Annotated in this window: 20 protein-coding genes; 9 read left to right on the top strand and 11 right to left on the bottom strand. The window is 46.4% G+C overall.

Annotated elements, in window-relative coordinates:
• Positions 1 to 13: 13 nt before the first annotated feature.
• Together J0L70_RS17000 and J0L70_RS17005 are read right to left on the bottom strand one after the other, a co-directional pair.
• Complete coding sequence (locus J0L70_RS17000; RefSeq protein WP_287455337.1) at positions 14 to 1,507, bottom strand: mercuric reductase; 1,494 nt, start codon at positions 1,505 to 1,507, stop codon at positions 14 to 16.
• Positions 1,504 to 2,118, bottom strand: a complete 615-nt coding sequence (locus J0L70_RS17005) for a TVP38/TMEM64 family protein (protein WP_287455338.1) — start codon at positions 2,116 to 2,118, stop codon at positions 1,504 to 1,506. Before J0L70_RS17005 ends, J0L70_RS17000 begins: the two co-directional genes overlap by 4 nt.
• Positions 2,119 to 2,406: 288 nt before the next feature.
• Here J0L70_RS17005 and J0L70_RS17010 point away from each other — a divergent pair, with 288 nt between their 5' ends.
• The gene (locus tag J0L70_RS17010; protein WP_287455339.1) at positions 2,407 to 3,123 is read left to right on the top strand and encodes a biliverdin-producing heme oxygenase; all 717 of its coding nucleotides are present in this window, start codon (positions 2,407 to 2,409) and stop codon (positions 3,121 to 3,123) included.
• A gap of 205 nt (positions 3,124 to 3,328) precedes the next feature.
• A complete protein-coding gene (gene cobW / locus J0L70_RS17015; RefSeq protein ID WP_287455340.1) occupies positions 3,329 to 4,372 on the top strand; it encodes a cobalamin biosynthesis protein CobW in 1,044 nt (347 codons plus the stop codon).
• Here cobW and J0L70_RS17020 read toward each other — a convergent pair.
• The gene (locus J0L70_RS17020) at positions 4,369 to 4,668 is read right to left on the bottom strand and encodes a Mo-dependent nitrogenase C-terminal domain-containing protein (RefSeq protein ID WP_017287086.1); all 300 of its coding nucleotides are present in this window, start codon (positions 4,666 to 4,668) and stop codon (positions 4,369 to 4,371) included. The two genes, cobW and J0L70_RS17020, sit on opposite strands and share 4 nt — an antisense overlap.
• Positions 4,669 to 5,181: 513 nt before the next feature.
• Between J0L70_RS17020 and J0L70_RS17025 the strand changes: the two genes are divergently transcribed.
• Genes J0L70_RS17025 through J0L70_RS17040 form a run of 4 tightly spaced genes read left to right on the top strand, consistent with a single transcriptional unit; the run spans position 5,182 to position 8,522 of the window.
• A complete protein-coding gene (locus J0L70_RS17025) occupies positions 5,182 to 6,021 on the top strand; it encodes a methyltransferase domain-containing protein (RefSeq protein ID WP_287455341.1) in 840 nt (279 codons plus the stop codon).
• Between the two features lie 39 nt (positions 6,022 to 6,060).
• Positions 6,061 to 7,011: a homogentisate phytyltransferase gene (locus tag J0L70_RS17030; protein WP_287455342.1), complete on the top strand. Its 951-nt coding sequence runs from the start codon at positions 6,061 to 6,063 to the stop codon at positions 7,009 to 7,011.
• A 3-nt stretch (positions 7,012 to 7,014) separates the two neighbouring features.
• On the top strand, positions 7,015 to 7,725 hold the full coding sequence (gene cobA, locus J0L70_RS17035) for a uroporphyrinogen-III C-methyltransferase (protein ID WP_190647328.1): 711 nt from the start codon (positions 7,015 to 7,017) through the stop codon (positions 7,723 to 7,725).
• Positions 7,722 to 8,522: a uroporphyrinogen-III synthase gene (locus J0L70_RS17040; protein WP_051077779.1), complete on the top strand. Its 801-nt coding sequence runs from the start codon at positions 7,722 to 7,724 to the stop codon at positions 8,520 to 8,522. The genes cobA and J0L70_RS17040 overlap by 4 nt, the downstream gene beginning before the upstream one ends.
• A gap of 89 nt (positions 8,523 to 8,611) precedes the next feature.
• Here the strand turns inward: J0L70_RS17040 and J0L70_RS17045 are convergent, their stop codons facing one another.
• The 4 genes from J0L70_RS17045 to J0L70_RS17060 form a co-directional block, all read right to left on the bottom strand.
• Positions 8,612 to 9,535 (bottom strand): hypothetical protein, encoded by a 924-nt coding sequence (locus J0L70_RS17045; RefSeq protein ID WP_287455343.1) that lies wholly within the window; start codon positions 9,533 to 9,535, stop codon positions 8,612 to 8,614.
• A gap of 185 nt (positions 9,536 to 9,720) precedes the next feature.
• A complete protein-coding gene (locus tag J0L70_RS17050; RefSeq protein ID WP_287455344.1) occupies positions 9,721 to 10,764 on the bottom strand; it encodes a hypothetical protein in 1,044 nt (347 codons plus the stop codon).
• A gap of 159 nt (positions 10,765 to 10,923) precedes the next feature.
• The gene (locus J0L70_RS17055; RefSeq protein ID WP_287455345.1) at positions 10,924 to 11,598 is read right to left on the bottom strand and encodes an SGNH/GDSL hydrolase family protein; all 675 of its coding nucleotides are present in this window, start codon (positions 11,596 to 11,598) and stop codon (positions 10,924 to 10,926) included.
• Positions 11,595 to 12,920: a glycoside hydrolase family 76 protein gene (locus J0L70_RS17060; RefSeq protein WP_287455346.1), complete on the bottom strand. Its 1,326-nt coding sequence runs from the start codon at positions 12,918 to 12,920 to the stop codon at positions 11,595 to 11,597. The genes J0L70_RS17055 and J0L70_RS17060 overlap by 4 nt, the downstream gene beginning before the upstream one ends.
• Before the next feature lie 128 nt (positions 12,921 to 13,048).
• Here J0L70_RS17060 and hbs point away from each other — a divergent pair, with 128 nt between their 5' ends.
• Complete coding sequence (gene hbs, locus J0L70_RS17065; RefSeq protein ID WP_017287079.1) at positions 13,049 to 13,327, top strand: non-specific DNA-binding protein Hbs; 279 nt, start codon at positions 13,049 to 13,051, stop codon at positions 13,325 to 13,327.
• Between the two features lie 234 nt (positions 13,328 to 13,561).
• On the opposite strand, the gene dpsA is transcribed toward hbs, so the two are convergent.
• On the bottom strand, positions 13,562 to 14,092 hold the full coding sequence (dpsA, locus tag J0L70_RS17070; protein WP_017287078.1) for a DNA starvation/stress protection protein DpsA: 531 nt from the start codon (positions 14,090 to 14,092) through the stop codon (positions 13,562 to 13,564).
• 238 nt (positions 14,093 to 14,330) lie between these two features.
• On the opposite strand from dpsA, the gene J0L70_RS17075 reads away from it, so the two are divergent.
• Positions 14,331 to 14,705 (top strand): IS1 family transposase, encoded by a 375-nt coding sequence (locus J0L70_RS17075; protein ID WP_017287077.1) that lies wholly within the window; start codon positions 14,331 to 14,333, stop codon positions 14,703 to 14,705.
• The gene (locus J0L70_RS17080) at positions 14,686 to 14,907 is read left to right on the top strand and encodes an Asr1405/Asl0597 family protein (protein ID WP_017287076.1); all 222 of its coding nucleotides are present in this window, start codon (positions 14,686 to 14,688) and stop codon (positions 14,905 to 14,907) included. Before J0L70_RS17075 ends, J0L70_RS17080 begins: the two co-directional genes overlap by 20 nt.
• Here the strand turns inward: J0L70_RS17080 and dacB are convergent.
• From dacB to J0L70_RS17095, 3 genes are all read right to left on the bottom strand, one after another.
• Positions 14,904 to 16,265, bottom strand: coding sequence for a D-alanyl-D-alanine carboxypeptidase/D-alanyl-D-alanine endopeptidase (gene dacB, locus J0L70_RS17085; protein WP_287455347.1), 1,362 nt, complete (start codon positions 16,263 to 16,265; stop codon positions 14,904 to 14,906). The two genes, J0L70_RS17080 and dacB, sit on opposite strands and share 4 nt — an antisense overlap.
• A gap of 112 nt (positions 16,266 to 16,377) precedes the next feature.
• Positions 16,378 to 17,337: a quinolinate synthase NadA gene (nadA, locus tag J0L70_RS17090; RefSeq protein ID WP_287455348.1), complete on the bottom strand. Its 960-nt coding sequence runs from the start codon at positions 17,335 to 17,337 to the stop codon at positions 16,378 to 16,380.
• Between the two features lie 131 nt (positions 17,338 to 17,468).
• Positions 17,469 to 18,782: a four-carbon acid sugar kinase family protein gene (locus J0L70_RS17095; RefSeq protein ID WP_287455349.1), complete on the bottom strand. Its 1,314-nt coding sequence runs from the start codon at positions 18,780 to 18,782 to the stop codon at positions 17,469 to 17,471.
• Positions 18,783 to 18,811 lie beyond the last annotated feature (29 nt).

The following is an 18,811-nucleotide window of genomic DNA, read 5'->3' on the forward strand; positions in this document are numbered from 1 at the left end:
CTTCATGAACGCTTTAAGAAAATTTGGTGAGCAGTCCTAAGAGTTTTCGGCTAGTAGGAGTGAGCAGTTTTCGGCGGTAGGCATCTGCGGCTTTTTTGATCATTTCGGCTTGAGTGGGATAAGGATGAATGACCGTAGATAACGTGTTGAGTCCGCGTTTCCCGACGATCGCGGTTGTGATTTCGCTGATCATTTCTCCGGCATGACGCGCGACGATCGTGGCTCCAAGAATTTCGTCTGATCCTGTTCGATGCAGTAATTTGATGAAGCCGTTGGTTTCTCCATCGGCAATCGCACGATCGACCTTATCTAAGGTGATTTTAATCAGTTCAGCGTCATCGCTTTCGTAGATCCCGACATGCGCGACTTCGGGATCGGTGTAAGTGACCCAAGGCATGGTCAAACTGCTGAGTTTCGATCGACCAAACCCAAACGGTGAAAACAAAGCGTTTTTAATCACAATTCGTGCTGCCGCATCTGCCGCATGTGTGTATTTCCAATCCATACAGATGTCACCTGCTGCATAGATGCGCGGATTGGTCGTTTGCAGATAGTCGTTGACTTTGACACCTTTGCGATCGTAGTTCACCCCCACCGCTTCCAGATTCAATCCTTCTACATTCGGGGCACGACCTGCACCCACAAGAATTTCATCGACGACAAAGCTCTCGCCGTTTGCATCGATCACTTTCCCATCAGGAGAAGATCTAACTTGATCAATGTTGCAATTCAAGATCACGCGAATGCCTTCTTCGAGAAAAACTTGCTGAAGCAGTTCGGCAGCGTCAGGATCTTCTCGATCGAGTAACCGAGCATGTTTATGAAATAGCATCACTTCACAGCCTAAGCGCTGAAAGGTCTGTGCCAATTCACAGCCAATTGCACCGCCGCCAATCACAGCCAAGCGACGAGGACGATCGGTTAATGAAAAAACTGTTTCATTGGTTAAATATCCTGCTTCTGCTAATCCTGGAATTTCAGGGTCACGCGCCCGTGCTCCAGTCGCAATCACGGCTTTTTTGAAGTTGAAAACGCGATCGCTCACTTGAATGCGATCGCGATCCAAAAAGCTCGCTTCACCCAGAAAGACATCCACGCCTAATTTTTTAAATCGATCGGCTGAATCATTTTCACTGATGCCTGCTCGCAATTGACGCATTCGTTCCATCACAGCCGGAAAATCGACTTCAATCGTATCCGGAGGAATCACACCAAACGATCGAGCATCTCGCATCTCAGCCACGACTCTCGACGATCGAATCATGCATTTAGACGGAACACAGCCGACATTCAAGCAATCTCCGCCCATTAAATGTTTTTCGATCAGCGCCACTTTCAGTCCGATCCCCAGTCCGGCGGCTCCTGCTGCAACGACTAAACCTGCCGTTCCTGCGCCTAGAACCACCAAATCATAGCGATCGCTCGGTTGCGGATGCACCCAATCCGGCGGATGCACCCGCGAAACCAAGAGTTGATTGTGAACATCATCAGGAGAAATCAGGCTCATGAATCTTCGACCCCGCTATCTTGCAACGCTTTTCGCGCAATTCGTGTCACATAGACTGTTACGACTACTGTAGCGATTAGCCCAACGATTCGAAGTCCCCATTGCGCTAGTTGTGCTTCTGAACTCAAGGGTGCTTTGCCTAAAGTTGCTAGATTGCCCGCAAGCGAGCCGATGTAGACATACATGATGATTCCAGGAATCATGCCGAAACAGCCGATCGCATAATCTTTTAATGAAACTTGGGTCACACCAAACGCATAATTTAATAACGTGAATGGAAATACGGGAGACAATCGGGTAAGGATAACAATTTTCAATCCTTCTTTTGCAACTGCTTGGTCGATCGCTTTCCACTTCGCATTGGCTTCAATGCGTTGAGATACCCAATCTCTCGCAACATATCGTCCGACTAGAAAAGCTGCGATCGCGCCTAAAGTCGCCCCAATTGCTACATAAAGTGAACCAAGAAAAAGTCCATAGACAAGCCCTGCCCCTAGCGTGAGCAGCGTTCCCGGAATCCAGAGAACAGCAGCGCACATGTAGAGCAGGATAAACACGATCGCGCCTGTCGCGCCAAGATTTTGAATCCAAGTCAGGGCATCTTGTAGCATTTACTAAAAAGTAGCATTTACTAAAAAATAGAGTGCTGAAATTAAAGTAACGTGAATCTCGTATCGAGGAGCAGCTTGCATCCGATGTAAGAATTTGTAATAAAAACGCTCATCAAAACGGATTACCTTAACAAATAGCGCAACATGATGATTTCTACGGTCACCATTAAGTTCTTGATTCAAAGCCTTACACAGCAATGGAGACAAGCCCTTAAGCTAAAACTTGGGATCATCTGTAAAATGACACGTCAGCAGATCACTTAAATTTACAGTGTTGGGAAGTTTAGAATGAGCAGTAATTTAGCAACAAAACTTCGCGAAGGAACCAAGAAAGCTCACACGATGGCGGAAAACACCGGATTCATCGCGTGCTTTTTGAAAGGAACGGTTGAGAAAGAATCTTATCGCAAGCTCGTTGCAAACTTTTACTTTGTCTATTCGGCAATGGAAGAAGAGATGCGCCGACACAAAGATCATCCGATCTTGTCGAAAATCTACTTCCCAGAGCTTGAACGGAAAGAAACGCTAGAACAGGATCTTGCTTACTACTTCGGTAAGAACTGGCGCGATCAAGTCGCTCCGTCGGATGCCACTCAGTCCTATGTCGCTCGAATTCATCAAGTCGGACAAAGCAATCCTGAGTTGCTGATTGCTCACTCTTACACGCGCTATATTGGCGACTTGTCGGGTGGTCAAATTCTCAAGAAAATTGCTCAAAACGGCATGAATCTCACAGAAGGCGAAGGCACGAACTTCTATGAGTTCAAATATATCTCTGATGAGAAAGCCTTCAAGAAAGAGTATCGGGCACGTTTGGATTCGATGGATATTGATGAAGCAACTGCTGATCGAATTGTCGAAGAAGCAAACGATGCGTTTGGCATGAACATGCACATGTTCAAAGAGCTAGAAGGCAACCTGATCAAAGCAATTGGACAAGCATTGTTCAATGCGTTGACCCGCAGACGCGCACGCGGCAGCACAGAGTTGGCAACGGCTGAATAGGCTGAATAATTCGAGTCTTGAGATTAAATTCTCATTTTTTGAATCCTGGAGGCTTGGTGAAGAAACCCATCAAGTTTTCAGGATTCGTTGTTGGAATTGGTATGATTAGCGCGATCGTGAAAGATTCCGCGTGATGCGAGAAGTCGGGATTTTGCAAACATCCAACTTCTGAGAATCTAAGCTTTAGACTAAATGGACTGAATTTATGGCTGCGAAGATTCCGGTTACTGTCATTACTGGCTTTTTAGGAAGTGGAAAGACTACGCTGATTCGTCACCTGTTACAAAATAATCAGGGACGGCGAATTGCTGTGTTGGTCAATGAGTTCGGAGAAATGGGAATCGATGGCGAACTTCTGAAATCTTGCCAGGTTTGCCCCGAAGACGAGACGACTAATGAGACGAGTAATATTGTCGAATTGACGAACGGCTGCCTCTGCTGCACAGTGCAAGAAGAGTTTTTGCCCACGATGTTGGAATTGCTCAAGCGCAGAGACAGTTTAGACTCGATCGTGATTGAAACCTCTGGCTTAGCTTTACCAAAACCGTTGATCAAAGCATTTCGCTGGCATGAAATTCGTAATGCAGCTACAGTCGATGGTGTGATCACCGTTGTCGATTGCGAAGCGGTTTCAACCGGAACGCTTGCGGCGGATTTGCAAGCGGTCGAAGCACAGCGACAAGCCGATCCCAATCTTGACCACGAAACGCCGCTGCAAGAATTGTTTGAAGATCAGCTAGCTTGCGCTGATTTAGTGATTTTAAATAAGACGGATCTCGTAGACCGTGAGGCTCAGGAGAATGTGCGATCGCTCGTCGAGCAGGAGCTTCCAAGAGCTGTCAAAATTGTGGAAAATGGGCGGGCAGGAGAGCTTGATCCAAACTTGCTTCTAGGGTTCAATGCGGCGGTAGAAGATCATTTAGAAGCGCGTCCGAGTCATCACGATACAGAAGAAGAACACGACCATGACGATGAGATTAACTCGACTCATTTAATTTTGGATCAAGCCTTTGATCCGGAACAGTTGCGATCGCGTTTAGAAAAACTCGTCCAGGAGCAGGAGATTTATCGAGTCAAAGGGTTCGTGGCAGTGCCAAATAAACCAATGCGGCTCGTCATGCAGGGGGTGGGTTCCAGGTTTGAGCATTTCTACGATCGACCGTGGCGAGCTGATGAACTGAGACAAACTCGACTGGTCTTTATTGGTAAAGATCTCGATTCGACTCAATTAATCTCGAAGCTTGCTTAGACGACCATTTCGCCGCATTCATCGACTAAATAGCACAATGCTCGGAATCTTAGACCGACAAATTGGTCATACAGGGGATTCAATTTGCACATGGGGGGGATATGCGCGATCGTGCGTCCAAACAGCTTGATATCGCGTTCAAACGGGCATTGTGCTGGAATCAGTTTGCAGACGAAGTGAGCAGCTCTACGATCGTGGATTTGAATCGAGTCGAACCAGTTGCGGAGTGGTTGTAGGAAATCGAACTTTTGAGGTGGGCGAGCGATCAAGTTGGAGTCGAAATGGGTTTCAGACATAATTGACCTTCCAGACAAACGAGAGAGAGTAGCCATCAACAGAGAGAAGAAGAGAAGAACTTGTGTTTTCTCACTTACAAGATACACAAGCAGTCTTAGATTTCCGTGAACTTCAGAAGAGAGTTAGTTGAAGTGTTGATGAATTAACTCAGTGAATCAATTCTGCTTATTTCAGCTTCAACATACCCATATCTATGTATGAATCTCTCAACCTATGCATTAGATTTCGATCCGATTTTCTATCTCTTTTCTTTCAAGATATTCTTAATTAAAGCGATCCCCGAAAGCAGCGCACAGCATCCAACAGGGTAGTTTTTTCTTCACCCCCAAGCAAAAGTACTCCTGTTGGTATTCATCCTTAGACATAAACATAGGGCTACAGCATCAACTGTGCAAATTCGTATTTTTTATTACTATCTTCAATTCTCATAATCAATAGATTTTCTTAAGATTAAAATGCTCGAATTCTTATCAATCAATTTGATAGATTGAATACATTTCCTAGGGCTGTCTATGACTTCAACCTTATCTGAGCAAATCCAGCAGTTTTACGATGCGGCCTCTGGCTTATGGGAGCAAGTTTGGGGCGAGCACATGCATCACGGCTATTACGGCGCAGACGGCAAGACCCAAAAGGAGCGCAGACAGGCACAGATTGATCTGATCGAAGAATTACTGAAGTGGGCGGGGATCACAAAAGCAGAGAAAATCCTGGATGTCGGATGCGGCATCGGAGGAAGTTCGCTCTATTTAGCTGAAAAATTTGGAGCGGAAGCAACGGGAATCACCCTGAGTCCAGTGCAGGCAAATCGGGCAAAAGAACGATCGAGAGTGGCTCAGATTTCCGCCAATTTTCAAGTCGCTGATGCGCTGAATATGCCCTTCGAGGATAATTCCTTTGATTTAGTGTGGTCGCTGGAAAGCGGCGAACACATGCCGGATAAGCAGAAATTCTTAGCCGAATGCTATCGAGTGCTTAAACCGGGTGGGACGTTTATTATGGCAACTTGGTGTCATCGTCCGACGGATCAAGTGCCGCTGACGATCGACGATCGCAAACGGTTGGCTGAGATTTATCGCGTGTATTGCTTGCCGTATGTGATCTCATTGCCGGAATACACCGCGATCGCGCAAGAGATCGGACTGCACGACATCCAAACCGCAGACTGGTCAACGGCTGTGGCTCCATTTTGGAATGTTGTGATCGATTCCGCTTTTACACCTGGTGCAATTTTTGGCTTGCTTACATCGGGCTGGACAACCATTCAAGCCGCGCTCTCGCTGGGATCAATGCAGCAAGGGTACAAACGCGGATTAATTAAATTTGGCTTGCTTTGCGGCAAGAAAGTTTAGAACCACGGTAGGGTTTAGGGGTCAAGATTCCAGAAAGTTATGAGTCGAACTTCTTACAAATCATCCAACAAGTCATCGAATAAATCATCGAATCTCGTTCAACGCTATGCCCCTTGGCTCTATGCTTTCTGGAAATTCTCGCGCCCTCATACAGTGATTGGAACGTCATTAAGTGTGTTGGGGCTATATCTGATCGTGCTTGCTGGCAATCGCGAATTATTGCTGCATCCGACCTTGTTGATCGCGCCTCTGATTGCCTGTCTGTGTGGCAATGTCTACATTGTGGGGTTGAACCAACTTGAAGATATCGAGATCGATCGCATTAATAAGCCCCATCTTCCCTTAGCTTCCGGCGAATTCTCGGTTGGGCAAGGGCGACTGCTGGTGGTACTGACAGGAATCATCGCGATCGCAGTTGCCGCGTCCCAGAGTCCTTATTTGTTCGGAATGGTTGGGCTGAGTTTAGCGATCGGCACACTCTACTCTTTGCCGCCCGTACGATTGAAGCGATTTCCGTTTTGGGCATCGCTGTGCATCTTTACGGTCAGAGGCATGATCGTGAATTTGGGATTGTTCTTGCATTTCAATCAGGGCTTTCCCATTCCCGCGAAAGTTTGGGCGTTGACCATCTTTATTTTGGTGTTTACGTTTGCGATCGCAATTTTCAAAGATATGCCAGATACAGAAGGCGATCAACGATACAACATTCGCACATTGACCTTGAGACTGGGACAGCGCCCGGTGTTCAATTTATCGCGGGCAGTTTTGACCGGGTGTTATCTATCGATTGTGGCGATCGCGCCTTTTTTACCGGGTGTCAATGCGCCTTTTTTGATGGTGAGCCATCTGACAGTATTAGCAACCTTGTGGTTTCGCAGCTACAAAATTGACTTACACGACAAAGTAGAAGTTGCTCGGTTTTATCAAGTCATTTGGAAGCTGTTTTTCTTAGAGTATTTGATTTTTCCGGCTGCTTGTTTTCTGGGTTAAGCGATGTCAGGCAAAGTTTTTTTAGTGGGATCAGGACCCGGAGATATTGGAAATTTGACGATGCGAGCGTATCAGTTGCTCACTCAGGCTGAAGTTCTCGTTTACGATGCGTTGGTCGATTCGCAGTTTTTAGAATTGGTGGCGGACACCTGTTTGAAGCTGAATGTTGGGAAGCGAGGGGGACAACCTAGCATGAAGCAGGAAGATATCGATCGCTTACTCGTTGAGCACTGTCAACAGGGGAAAAAAGTCGTTCGGCTCAAAAGTGGCGATCCGTTCATCTTTGGACGAACCACTTCGGAAATTCAAACGCTCAAAGCGGCAAATTGTGACTATGAAGTTGTTCCCGGTATTTCCTCAGCTTTAGCCGCTCCGCTGTTCGCCCATATCCCCTTGACTGATCCGGTCTTAAGCCGTGGATTTACGGTGATTACAGCGCATGAACCTGAGCGATTAAACTGGCAAGTCTTGGCTCAAATTGACACGCTCGTGATCTTAATGGGAGGTAAACATTTACCACGAATTGTCGAAGAGCTACGTCGTCAGGGAAAATCAGAACAGACCCCGATCGCAATTATTCGGTGGGCTGGACATCCTGAACAAGAAATCTGGAGTAGTACACTCGATGAAATCCTGTCGCAGGTGACACCCCAGCGATTATCGCCTTGTGTGATCGTGATTGGGGAAGTCGTTCGACTGCGATCGTTTTTATGAATTTGCCTCTTTTTAACAAAACTATCATCGTCACCCGCGCCGCAGGACAGTCGAGTCAGTTCGCTTACTCGCTGCAAAACTATGGCGCAAGTGTGCTGGAAATGCCGACGATCGAGATTGTGCCTCCGTCGAGTTGGGCGGGATTAGATCAAGCGATCGCGAAAATAAACGAATTCGATTGGCTAATTCTGACTTCGACGAATGCAGTCGATTATTTCTTTGAGCGATTGGGTTCTCAACTTCAGGATGTCCGGGGACTGTCGGGCATTAAGATTGCCGTGGTGGGCGAGAAAACGGCTCAGCGATTGAGACAACGCGGATTACAGCCAGATTTTATCCCGCCAGATTTTGTGGCGGATTCGATGGTGATCAATTTTCCAGTCTCGGTCGAAGGAAAGAAAATTTTGTTTCCGCGCGTTGAGACAGGCGGGCGGGATGTGCTCGTGCGTGCATTTAGCGATCGCGGGGCAATTGTCACAGAAGTTGCCGCCTATCAATCCACTTGTCCGAGAATTCCTGATGCCACTGCGATCGCGGCGATTCAAGCTCACAAAGTTGATATCGTTACCTTCGCGAGTTCTAAAACCGTCAAGCATTTCTGCGAATTGTTGCAAAAAGCGATCGGGGATAATTGGAGCCAACATTTAGAAAAGGTACGTTTCGCGTCGATCGGTCCACAGACTTCTAAAACTTGTCGAGCCTTGTTAGGGCGCGTTGAGATTGAAGCCGAAGAATTTACCTTGGAAGGGTTAATTCAAGCAGTTGTGCGATCGGCAAGTCTGAAAATGGACACTTGAGCAAAGTTGATATCGGGGTATTGCTCCCTATTCAGCTAGTCCTCTTGCTTTAGCGTGGCGGGCGGTATACACTTCCCCATCTATTCCTGCTAACGATTCCGTTTCGGTTTGATATGAGTCAATTTGACTCCTGACACGGCTCCATCTGCATTAAAAAGAAGTTCAGCTTTGCAGTAGGAGGCAGTGCGTGTAGTGTCATCAGGACAACTTTGCGAATGGGGTTGGTCAGATGTAGATGAAGTGAAGTCAACTGCTTTACCATCATTCAAGATTGCGAGATAACTGAAAGCAACTTCCTCTGTCACAGGTTGCTGGAACATCATTGTGTATTCTTCTGTCGATTCAGTGTCAATAAATTTCGTCGTCAGGCTGCCGTCTTTGAAAGCATAAACGCGAGTAGAGCAGGGAGCAGCCACCATACTGAGTCCACAATCGCGATTGATTTCTAGCACTTGTTGGAAGAAAGAAGAGCTAAAGTCTTGATAGATAAAGCGATCGTCATGGTTGACCAGACTCTCATCTTGCACAGCGACTTCCGAGACTTGATGGGTCATTTGGCTGAGCGGAAATTCGCAAGCTGTATCCCCACTCACGCAGCGATTCTCACTCTGCCCTTCAGGCGTGAGTGGATAGACCTGATTGACTTCGGGCAGAGGCGCTTTGCGATCGTCAAGAGCAGCTGGACTAGAGAAGTTGCCGTGATATTCGACAGCCGAAGTTTTCGGATCTTGAATTTTCAGAATTGCGGTTCCATCTGCAGCGATCGTCATCGTTCCAACTGTTCTCATTCCATCTGAAACCGTGAAGTTTCGCGTTCTAGTGGCTGAACTGGAATCTTGCGCCTCAGAGACTGGTGCAATCTGTGGCTGCCGAGGTGGAGTCGGTCCAGCTTGTACTTGGGGGACACTGGAGAGCGTCGAATTTTCACATCCAGACGTAACTAGTCCAATCGTTCCTGCTAGTGCAAGGGTCGCAACTCGCAAGGAACCCGTCCCGTAGTTTTTTGAGAACATACGATACAAATCTTGTAGAAGTTTATGACAAAGGCGACCACCCCGATAAAAACACCCTCGATTCTCCATCTTGTAATGTACGCGAGTTTTGTCCTTTTGGCTGCAGTTGATCGAGATAAATCCTATTGGCGCTTAGAAACTTCTTTCAATACGTCAATCCTTTAAGATCTGTTTAAAATAGATCGCTAAGCGTCGATGAATGAAGTCTGACACTTTTGCTCGATCGCGTTCAACACATCTGCTTCTGGCTGAGAAATTCCGCCTGTACTCTCTGCAATCCGACGACATTGAGCTAATAGAGGAGCGGCAAAATCGCAGTTCAGTTGATCCAACAAGCTAGCTAAAGGCTGAGGTGACTTTAAGTGAGCTGCGATCGTCTTCATTGAAGACGGTTCTAACTGCAATTGTTTTAACTCAGGCAAAATATCTTCCCATGTTTTCTCTGGATAGCTCACTAAAAGCATATGTGCAAGGACTTGATCCACAATTGCTTGCTGAGCGATCGCGACATTGAGATAAGCTTCGCTCTGTTGCTGAATCGTCTTCAAGGTTTCGGTCTTGGGAACTTCAGAAGCTTCTTGGATCTGGGCTTCGTAGAATCGACTTGCGGCATAACCGACGGAATAGAGGATCGTCGCATTTGTACTTGCACCGATCGCGGCTCCAGCAAGCGGAACATTGCGTAAAAACTTCAAGCCTGCCTTCAATGCGTTGCCGCCACCGAGTGCGAGTCCAAAAATCGCTAACACTTCACCTTTTCGGGCTGTATCACGCAGATTCAATCCATAGGCAGCAGCAATTTCATAGACTAAAGCAGTTTGTAGTGCCGTTGTTGCCGCGATATCAAGTGCGAGAAATGCCACAGCAAATCCAGGCAAAATGCTGGTCACTAAGCCCGTACCACCTGCTTGAATTGCTTTTTTCACCATCAATCGATGCGAGATTTGGCTCGGTGTTTCGTTCGGAAATTGTTGCTGAAGCTTTTTCACTTCTGCTTCCGCTTTTTCTAGGTTCACTTGACCTGTCAGCCCAAGTAACCACTCCAATCTCAACACTCCTGCAAATCGCCTGACGATCGGATTTTTCAGCAAAGGAATCGTATCGACAAAATCTAAGGCATGTCCTAATCTCGGTAAAAAGCTCCGAATCAAACGCAAAGAATGCTGCGCGATCGTACTTGGAAGCGCGAGCAAGTTTTTACCAGTTTTTTGAGAAGTGGGTTGTGCCATAAATCTAGATTGCAGAAGTTATTTTTAGTTTCTCCCTCCTGAAAAGCTTTTTCATCCTTCTGCATAGGTAAAATTCATTTCTGCTACATCCTTCTGCATAGGTAAAATTCATTTCTGCTACATCCTTCTGCATAGGTAAAATTCATTTGTGAGATGGCGTTAGAGAGCTTTCTGAATCGCCGCTTCTGCAAGCGGAGCCATGATCTGATATCCAGCGTCATTCGGATGTAACCCATCTTCCGCAAGGTGCGATCGCAAATATCCTCGCTCATCCACCATCGAACTGTAGTAGTCCAGATAAATGAGATGATTTGTCTCACAATATTCAATGATCCACTGATTGAGCATTTGGATCTTGGTAAGAGGTCGAGTGATGGATCGTTCCTCGCTGACCGGAAGAATCGAAGCAAAGATGAGTCGGATCTGATGTGCCTTTGCGAGATCTGCGATCGACATAAAATTATTCTGAATTTGTTCGATCGTCATATGTCCCGTATTGCCTGCAATATCATTAGTTCCAGCAAGAAAAACAACAATTTTGGGACGCAGATTAATCACATCAGGACGAAATCGAACCAGCATTTGAGGAGTCGTTTGCCCGGAAATTCCACGATTGACATAAGACTGATTTGGAAAATACAGCGATAAATCCCACTGATCAGTAATGGAATCGCCAAAGAAAATCACTTCAGCCTGTTTGACATCGCGATTCGCCTGCTCATACCGTTGAAGCTGTGCCCAATCGGTCATACGCTCTTTGATCAGCGACGTTTCCCAAACACTGAGTTCGATTCCAGATTTGATCTGACGATAGAGTTGTTTAATCGGGTTCATTTCAACCTGCGCGACACATCGATCGATAATGCACCTACAGAAAGGGGATTTTGGCTGCCTTTACTCGAATTAAAAATCACGGAGATGGCATTATCCCCTGCATTCAGCCAGACATTCTCAACGGTGACCGTTTGCCATTGATCTAATGCACCTGTTTTTGGGAAAAGTTGTCGATCGACCAAACTTTTTCCATTCACATACAGATATCTCACAGCACTTTCAGGCGAGGCGTACCGAAATTGCAAATCATACCGACCTGAGCAAGCGACTGAAACATTGAACTTTGTTGTATCAGCGCTCAATTTGGGTTGAATGCCTGTCCAAGTTGTTCTCAAGGCAATGGCTGCATTCAAAGCATCGATCGCGCTCGTTTGCCGTTTCGCATCGGCTTGATCAACATTTCCTGCCCAATCGAGTCCAAATTGACCGTTCTGATTGCGATTTGCCCAAATCGACTCTGCATTTCGAGTAATAAATTCTCGATAGCTCAGTTTTGGGCTGACTCGATACAACTCGGCTAAGTTCCGCATGAAGATGCCCTTAAATTGCGGTCCATCATTGCCACAATCATTGTTATCTTCGCAGGGTTCGCGTAAAATTCCGTTTCGGGCAAGTTTGACGATCGACGCATCGGCGATCGCTTCTGCCTGTTGCAACAATTTGGGGTCATTTGTCCCCCGATATAAATCGACGAGTCCCCCAATCAAAACTCCCTGATTGTAAGTCCAAGTCGTTTTGCCATTATTTCGACAAGTCTCGTAATCTAAACCATCATTCACCAGATTCTCAGCATTGATCATTCCGCTTTGCTGATACCATTTCCAAATCTTTTGCGACCATTCTAAATATCGTTTGTCTTCCGGTTCACGGAGGTTCAATTTTGCTGCAACCGATAGCAATAATCCATTTGTGATTGCATTCTTGTAGTTCAATTCGCGCTTATGCCAGTAAAGCCCGCCCCCACAGACGTTATCCCAACCTTTCGTCATATCCCAAAAGATCAACTTAGCTTGATCTAAATACCGCTTTTCACCTGTGAGATCATAGGCTCTGATCCAAGCAATCGCCCACCAACCATCATCATCTCGAAACCAGGGATTAATAAAATTTGCGTAGCGCGGCTTTTGATAAAACGTATTGAAAATGTTGCCTCGATAGGTGAGTGAATCCGTTAATCTTGAATACTCGATCGTGGCTTCGAGTGCATTCGCCGCATTCCACCAATTTGCCGAGTCCCAAAGCCCCGTCCCGGCGTTGTAAAACATCTGCAATGCAGCCATGCCTGCTGCAATTCCTGGAGAGCATGTCGCTGGTACGATCATATACGGATATCCCTCAAACCCTTACGGTGTCTTATTGTGACGCAAATTTGCATAGTACGATTGAACTTTTGAAAATCTTGCACTACAATGCAGCGAACCAATGTAGGAATCATTGTGAGGACACGTAAATGAACAAAGGTGAATTAGTTGATGCGATCGCTCAAAAGGCGAGTGTCACCAAGAAAGAAGCTGATGCAATTCTCAGCGCAATGGTCGATACCATCCTTGAAACCGTGGCAAGCGGCGACAAAGTAACAATCGTCGGATTTGGCAGTTTTGAAGCGCGGGAACGTCAAGCCCGTGAAGGTCGTAACCCTGCAACGGGTGCTGCGATCCAAATTCCTGCAACTCGCGTTCCTGTGTTTGCCGCAGGTAAAGGCTTCAAAGATAAAGTTGCACCGCAATAATTCAATTCATAAAAATGAGCTGCTAGTTGGCTGTTGCTGCGCCGACTAGCAGCTTTTTTGTGACCAACTCTTGACACATATTATTGATTGGCTTATCTTCTTTATTGAGAAGAGATTTCAATAAACTGCTCAATTCAGATAAAAAGCCCCTTCTTTTGGGGAAGAGGCTGTGGGGTTCTTGCGTTGATTTTGAGAAAAACTTTTACTCTAAGGAGGCTTAGACCACCCAGAAATCTATCGCTTCAAGCTATCCGGTGCTAGGAAGTGAGCAACATGGAATGCTCGATCTTCTGTTGCTAACAAAATCTTTTCTAGCAAAAAGCGCGTTGCGCGATCGCCGAGGCTTTCTGCTTGAGCAGCCTGACGACGCAGTAGGTCAATAATTGCCTGTTCTGCGACTAGATCGTGCTCCAACATCGATCGACAACTGTAGGCTCCATCCGGTTCTGGTGCAAAACAGCATAACTCAGCCAACTTTGAGAAGCTTGCGACTGGAACGCCGCCCAAGCCTTCGAGGCGCTCCCCAATTTCATGAGCATGGTCTTGCACAGCCTCATAGCTTGTTTCAAAAAACTCATGAAGCGAGTAAAACTCTGCACCTTCGACAACAAAATGATGCTTTTGATACTGCAAATACAGTGCTTGAAAACTTGCGAGCAAAGCATTCAAACCTTCGCAAACTGGCTCAGTTGTTGTGTGATCGAGTAGAACTGGGTTTTCAGCGATTTGACCAAATTGACGTATCAAAACTTGCGTGTTGGACATTTTATTCTCCTAATGATCTAGAGAGCTTAGCTGTAAAAACAAGACAGTTCGGAAACGCTGGAATGATATCTGTACAACCACTTTCTTCTACATAATTGGCGCATTTTCTATGAGAAATCAAGTGAAATTCTGTATGTTTTTATTCATTTCAAATCGCAATTGAGAAAAGATTTTATCTAGAAATTTTTCGTTTCATTCATATCAACTTCCTCCTAGAATGCTGCTGCACAAGTAAGTCATGAAATGCCCTAGCTGTGGCTCAACCCAGATTAATAAAAACGGGCACTGCCGAGGAAAACAGAACTATCGCTGTAAAAGCTGTGGTCGTCAATTTGTCGCAGCGCGATCGACCAAAGGATATTCCGACGATGCCAAGCAAATCTGTCTGAAAATGTATCGCGACGGCATCGGATTCAGAGCGATCGAGAGAACAACAGGAGTTAGCCACAACACTATTATTAATTGGGTAAAGCAGATGAATGCTCAAGAGCAATCCGAACCTGATCCCCCGGAGGCTGTATCCTTACAAAACTGTGCAAATTCGGAACTCCAGTCTTCGAGTCTTACTGAGAAAGATTTTTTTACGCAAAATTATGAATTTAAATCCTATTGAGATTAAAGGCGGTCATCGCTGGCAAATTTATCACCGGCTTTGCGAATTGGGGATCGCCTGTACCTGTAATGCTTATGAGCCTTTGATTGTCAAAGTCGAGACTCCAATCGCGCTCGTGCAACTATGGAGCGTTGCAAAACACATCACAACGCCCCGTCAGACCCAAATCGCATGGCTCGAAACTTGCTGGAACTGTCGTTAACAATTCCGCAATCGTGTTAATGCCACTACTAAACTGTCAACCGAAGCGCGAACTGTTGAAGCAGAATAGCCAGAATTCACAATCACACTAAATACAACGGGAGAATAGCCTGGAGGCGTAACGTAACCTGAGAGTGACACCACACCAGAGATTGTTCCAGTTTTGGCAAAAACAATGCCGCGAGCGGGGGTATTTCGGAATCGACTACTTAAGGTTCCGCTCACGCCTGCAACAGCGAGCGATCGCCGAAATACGTCTGCGTTGGCTCCTTCAGCCATCGCTTGCAACGTTTGCACAAATGCCTCTGCACTGGCGCGATTACGATCGGCAAGTCCTGAACCATCGACCATACTATAGCGATTCGGATTGACTCCCAACTCAGACAGGATCGATCTAACAGCAGTGACTCCACTCGCGGTCGAGTCCGATCCATTGGGGTCTTGCAACCGTCCCAACGTTTTTAAAATCGCTTCTGCATACGCATTATCGCTTTCCTGATTGGTTTCAAAAATCAGGCGTGAGAGCGGGGGGGAAATGACCGATGCGAGTTCTACTTCTCCAGGAGGTGCAGGAGTCCGTTTCACCAGCGTTGAACCTTTGACCTGAATCCCGGCATTGGCTAATCGGTTCCGAAACTCACCGACAAAGTAATTGCCAGGATTGGGGACTGCGCCAGTGTAAATATTATTCTGATTCAACATCAAACTGTTGACAGGCGGTGCATAACCTTGTCCTCGATCTTCTTGATCCCAGTAAGGATTAAAATCAGCCCCTCTAAAAACCGTGTCATCTCCAATCAGTAACCCAACTTGTCGAATCCCTTTTTGGCGAAGTTGCTGCGTCAGCGAGTTTAACTGTGCCGAACTGAAACTTGGATCTCCTTGACCGATGACTCGCAAAGTTGCAAGGTCTGAAGTATTGCTATTGCCGAAAACGGGAGTCCGGAGCTGGTACTGTGCACCCAGCCGAGTCAGCGCAGCAGCAGTTGTGAACAGCTTGTTATTAGAAGCGGGAACAAGCTGAGTGAAAGGATTGCGAGAATAAAGATTTTGCCGTGTGCCTCGTGGAGCTTGAGTTTGAACTAAAACGCTCCAACTGGCTGGAAGCTGATTGACAATGCGATCGAGCGTTCCTCCCAATTGCGCTGGACAGATGCCTCCATTGGTGGGAGCGGGTGTTGTGGGTCGAGGCGTGACAGGCAACGGTGTCGTGCGAGGTGGAATAGGGAGCGGTGTCGCGCGCGGCAGCGGGGTGAGCGGCGGCGGAAATAGCGGTGTTTGGGCGCGGACGGGAGCAAAAAGGCTTTCAGACGCGATCGACAATGCCAGTGTTGCACAAACCAGAGGAGCCAGCTTCATAGGAGCGATTTCCGGGTATGAATATTCATCGGCATTGACTACTGTACCGATGGATTTGTTGCCCAATTTTTGATTGTTTGCAATCCGAAATCGAGCAACAAATCGCTGAATATTATACGCTCATCGCCAGCATTTTCTGAATTGGACGCAATGCTGCAATCCGAGTCGATTCGGGCAGGGTGATCTCTGGCGTTTTATTTTTCATTGCCAAATACAATTTTTCCAAAGTATTCAATCGCATGTGGGGGCATTCATTACACGCGCATTGATTCAAGGGAGGAGCCGGAATAAATTGCTTATCGGGTGCAGCTTTCTGCATTTGGTGGATAATGCCGGGTTCAGTTACCACGATGAAAGATTGTCGATCGCTCTTTTGACAATAGTTCAGCAAGGCTGTGGTTGAGCCGATGTAGTCAGCGTGACGCAGCACCACTTCCTCACATTCTGGATGGGCAATTACTTCTGCATCAGGATACTGAATTTTTAACTGCACCATTTTCTTTTCAGAAAACGTTTCATGTACCATACAGCTTCCTTGCCAGAGCACCATGTCCCGCCCCGTTTGCTCGATCACGTATTTTCCAAGATTACGATCGGGTGCGAAAATAATCGGCTGATCGGCTGGAATCTGATTTACGATCTTGACCGCGTTGGCACTGGTGCAGATGATGTCACTCATTGCTTTGATGTCTGCGGTGCAATTTATGTAAGAAATTACCAAATGATCAGGATATTTTGCCTTGAATTTAGCAAACTCATCGGGCGGGCAGCTATCTGCTAAGGAACATCCTGCATTCAAATCGGGCAGCAAAACGAGCTTATCTGGATTGAGAATTTTCGCGGTTTCTGCCATGAAGTGAACGCCTGCAAATACGATCACATCCGCATCAGTCTGAGCAGCTTGCTGCGATAAACCGAGCGAATCGCCGAGATAATCAGCGATATCCTGAATATCTGGATCTTGATAGTAATGCGCCAAAATTACCGCATTCAATTCACGTTTGAGATCTGCGATCGCGCTAAATAAGTCGCGGGGCAGAGCAGTTTTAACAGGAGCAGCAGTCGTAAACATGCGCGATCGTCGGTTAGAGAGTTTAGTTAATTATAGTCTAAACTACCAAAAATAAAAGCGCCATTTCGGATTAATTTACCAAGAAGTAGGGAGTGGGGAGTGGGGAATGAAAACTCCCTACTCCCCACTCCCTACTTCCCACTCAACCGCCGATAAACCGTCGCCAATGCCGTCTCATCTCCCACATTCCCCGGAAACAGCACGACAGGTAGATTCGGAAACTGAGGATGATCTGAATCCGTTCTGACCATCGAAACTCCTGCTAAAACCTGTCCCAAAAGTCTCGCAGTTCTTAAAGCTAATCCCTTACTCAAAGTGTCATTTGAAGTAATGCCACCTTTACTAATCAAAAAACCGATATCCGCAGGCAAATGCTGCAAAATATCCATCAATAATCCAGAAACCGATTCCCCAAAATTCAGCCGAGTCTGAGCATCATCAAAAGTTAGCTCTGTCCGACTCGTATACACGACAGGTGTGTTTCCAGCATTGTGAATCTCATTAATTTTCTGAACGGCATCATTGAGCAAAGCATCGTGAGCATCATTCGACCTGACTAACTGCCCCACTTCAATTTCCACTCCAACTGTCCCCGGAGCTTCTAACAATTTCTGCAATTGCTCGGTCGTTTTCTTCACATGCGACCCAACAATTACCGCACCAGGCTTCCCATCCCGCACATATTTCGCCATTTCTGCCTGTGCGATCGGTTGCGCTCCCAAATTCGCGAGCGACGTTAACAAACTCGCTGCACTCCGAAATAAAAATCGTTTCCCTTCAGATGCCACAGCCAATACATCTGACGCAAACCGATCCATATCCCATTGCGTTTCAGAGTCTACAACGCAGCATTGATTATTTTGTAACTTATCTAATCGCGCTTGAATTCCCGATCGAATATCCGCGAGTACAAAACGTTCAACTTGATCAGCTCGAATTCGCCCGTGGGTCTTCTCTTCAACGTAATCAGGCAAATAGCTATGCTTGTATCCAAAAACGGAATCCTTCGCAAATTCAGTTTCATGAACAGGTGTATCCACTCCATTCACTTTCAAATAATGAATACTATCGCGAGTCGTTCTCCCCCCTTCAAAAAAGGCTGGAACTAAGAAATGAGCATCAAATGGACCAAGTTCCTCTGCGATCGCATCAGTTTCAATCGGATAATGTCCTCGCAACGTCGAATCTGATCGACTCACGACTAGGAAATCCTCAATTCCGGTTTGAGCGATCGCGGTCTTTAAATTTCGACAGACTTCCTGCGTAATCGACTGAGCCGCTTCAGGAGTCAGCGATCGCGTGTTCGTCAAAACAAAAAAAATCGGTGCATCGTCTTGCAAACCGAACCGTAGGGTTTCTACATCCCACTGCATCAGAAGCAAACAACTATGCACCGTCTGAGATCCAGTTGGATCATCATCAAGAACAATAATTTTAGGTTGCATATTCCTGACTCCTGGGCATTTACAACGCT

It is taken from the genome of Leptolyngbya sp. UWPOB_LEPTO1 (assembly GCF_017302695.1).
Lineage (GTDB): Bacteria > Cyanobacteriota > Cyanobacteriia > Leptolyngbyales > Leptolyngbyaceae > Leptolyngbya > Leptolyngbya boryana.

What these genes read in the sequence shown, in the direction of transcription:
- cobW (WP_287455340.1), top strand. Translation starts at nt 3,329, where the DNA reads ATGGCTGCGAAGATTCCGGTTACTGTCATTACTGGCTTTTTAGGAAGT.
- cobA (WP_190647328.1), top strand. Translation starts at nt 7,015, where the DNA reads ATGTCAGGCAAAGTTTTTTTAGTGGGATCAGGACCCGGAGATATTGGA.
- J0L70_RS17000 (WP_287455337.1), bottom strand. Translation starts at nt 1,507, where the DNA reads ATGAGCCTGATTTCTCCTGATGATGTTCACAATCAACTCTTGGTTTCG.
- hbs (WP_017287079.1), top strand. Translation starts at nt 13,049, where the DNA reads ATGAACAAAGGTGAATTAGTTGATGCGATCGCTCAAAAGGCGAGTGTC.
- dacB (WP_287455347.1), bottom strand. Translation starts at nt 16,265, where the DNA reads ATGAAGCTGGCTCCTCTGGTTTGTGCAACACTGGCATTGTCGATCGCG.
- J0L70_RS17060 (WP_287455346.1), bottom strand. Translation starts at nt 12,920, where the DNA reads ATGATCGTACCAGCGACATGCTCTCCAGGAATTGCAGCAGGCATGGCT.
- J0L70_RS17045 (WP_287455343.1), bottom strand. Translation starts at nt 9,535, where the DNA reads ATGTTCTCAAAAAACTACGGGACGGGTTCCTTGCGAGTTGCGACCCTT.
- J0L70_RS17055 (WP_287455345.1), bottom strand. Translation starts at nt 11,598, where the DNA reads ATGAACCCGATTAAACAACTCTATCGTCAGATCAAATCTGGAATCGAA.
- J0L70_RS17010 (WP_287455339.1), top strand. Translation starts at nt 2,407, where the DNA reads ATGAGCAGTAATTTAGCAACAAAACTTCGCGAAGGAACCAAGAAAGCT.
- J0L70_RS17025 (WP_287455341.1), top strand. Translation starts at nt 5,182, where the DNA reads ATGACTTCAACCTTATCTGAGCAAATCCAGCAGTTTTACGATGCGGCC.
- dpsA (WP_017287078.1), bottom strand. Translation starts at nt 14,092, where the DNA reads ATGTCCAACACGCAAGTTTTGATACGTCAATTTGGTCAAATCGCTGAA.
- J0L70_RS17050 (WP_287455344.1), bottom strand. Translation starts at nt 10,764, where the DNA reads ATGGCACAACCCACTTCTCAAAAAACTGGTAAAAACTTGCTCGCGCTT.
- J0L70_RS17040 (WP_051077779.1), top strand. Translation starts at nt 7,722, where the DNA reads ATGAATTTGCCTCTTTTTAACAAAACTATCATCGTCACCCGCGCCGCA.
- J0L70_RS17005 (WP_287455338.1), bottom strand. Translation starts at nt 2,118, where the DNA reads ATGCTACAAGATGCCCTGACTTGGATTCAAAATCTTGGCGCGACAGGC.
- J0L70_RS17075 (WP_017287077.1), top strand. Translation starts at nt 14,331, where the DNA reads ATGAAATGCCCTAGCTGTGGCTCAACCCAGATTAATAAAAACGGGCAC.
- J0L70_RS17020 (WP_017287086.1), bottom strand. Translation starts at nt 4,668, where the DNA reads ATGTCTGAAACCCATTTCGACTCCAACTTGATCGCTCGCCCACCTCAA.
- J0L70_RS17095 (WP_287455349.1), bottom strand. Translation starts at nt 18,782, where the DNA reads ATGCAACCTAAAATTATTGTTCTTGATGATGATCCAACTGGATCTCAG.
- J0L70_RS17080 (WP_017287076.1), top strand. Translation starts at nt 14,686, where the DNA reads ATGAATTTAAATCCTATTGAGATTAAAGGCGGTCATCGCTGGCAAATT.
- nadA (WP_287455348.1), bottom strand. Translation starts at nt 17,337, where the DNA reads ATGTTTACGACTGCTGCTCCTGTTAAAACTGCTCTGCCCCGCGACTTA.
- J0L70_RS17030 (WP_287455342.1), top strand. Translation starts at nt 6,061, where the DNA reads ATGAGTCGAACTTCTTACAAATCATCCAACAAGTCATCGAATAAATCA.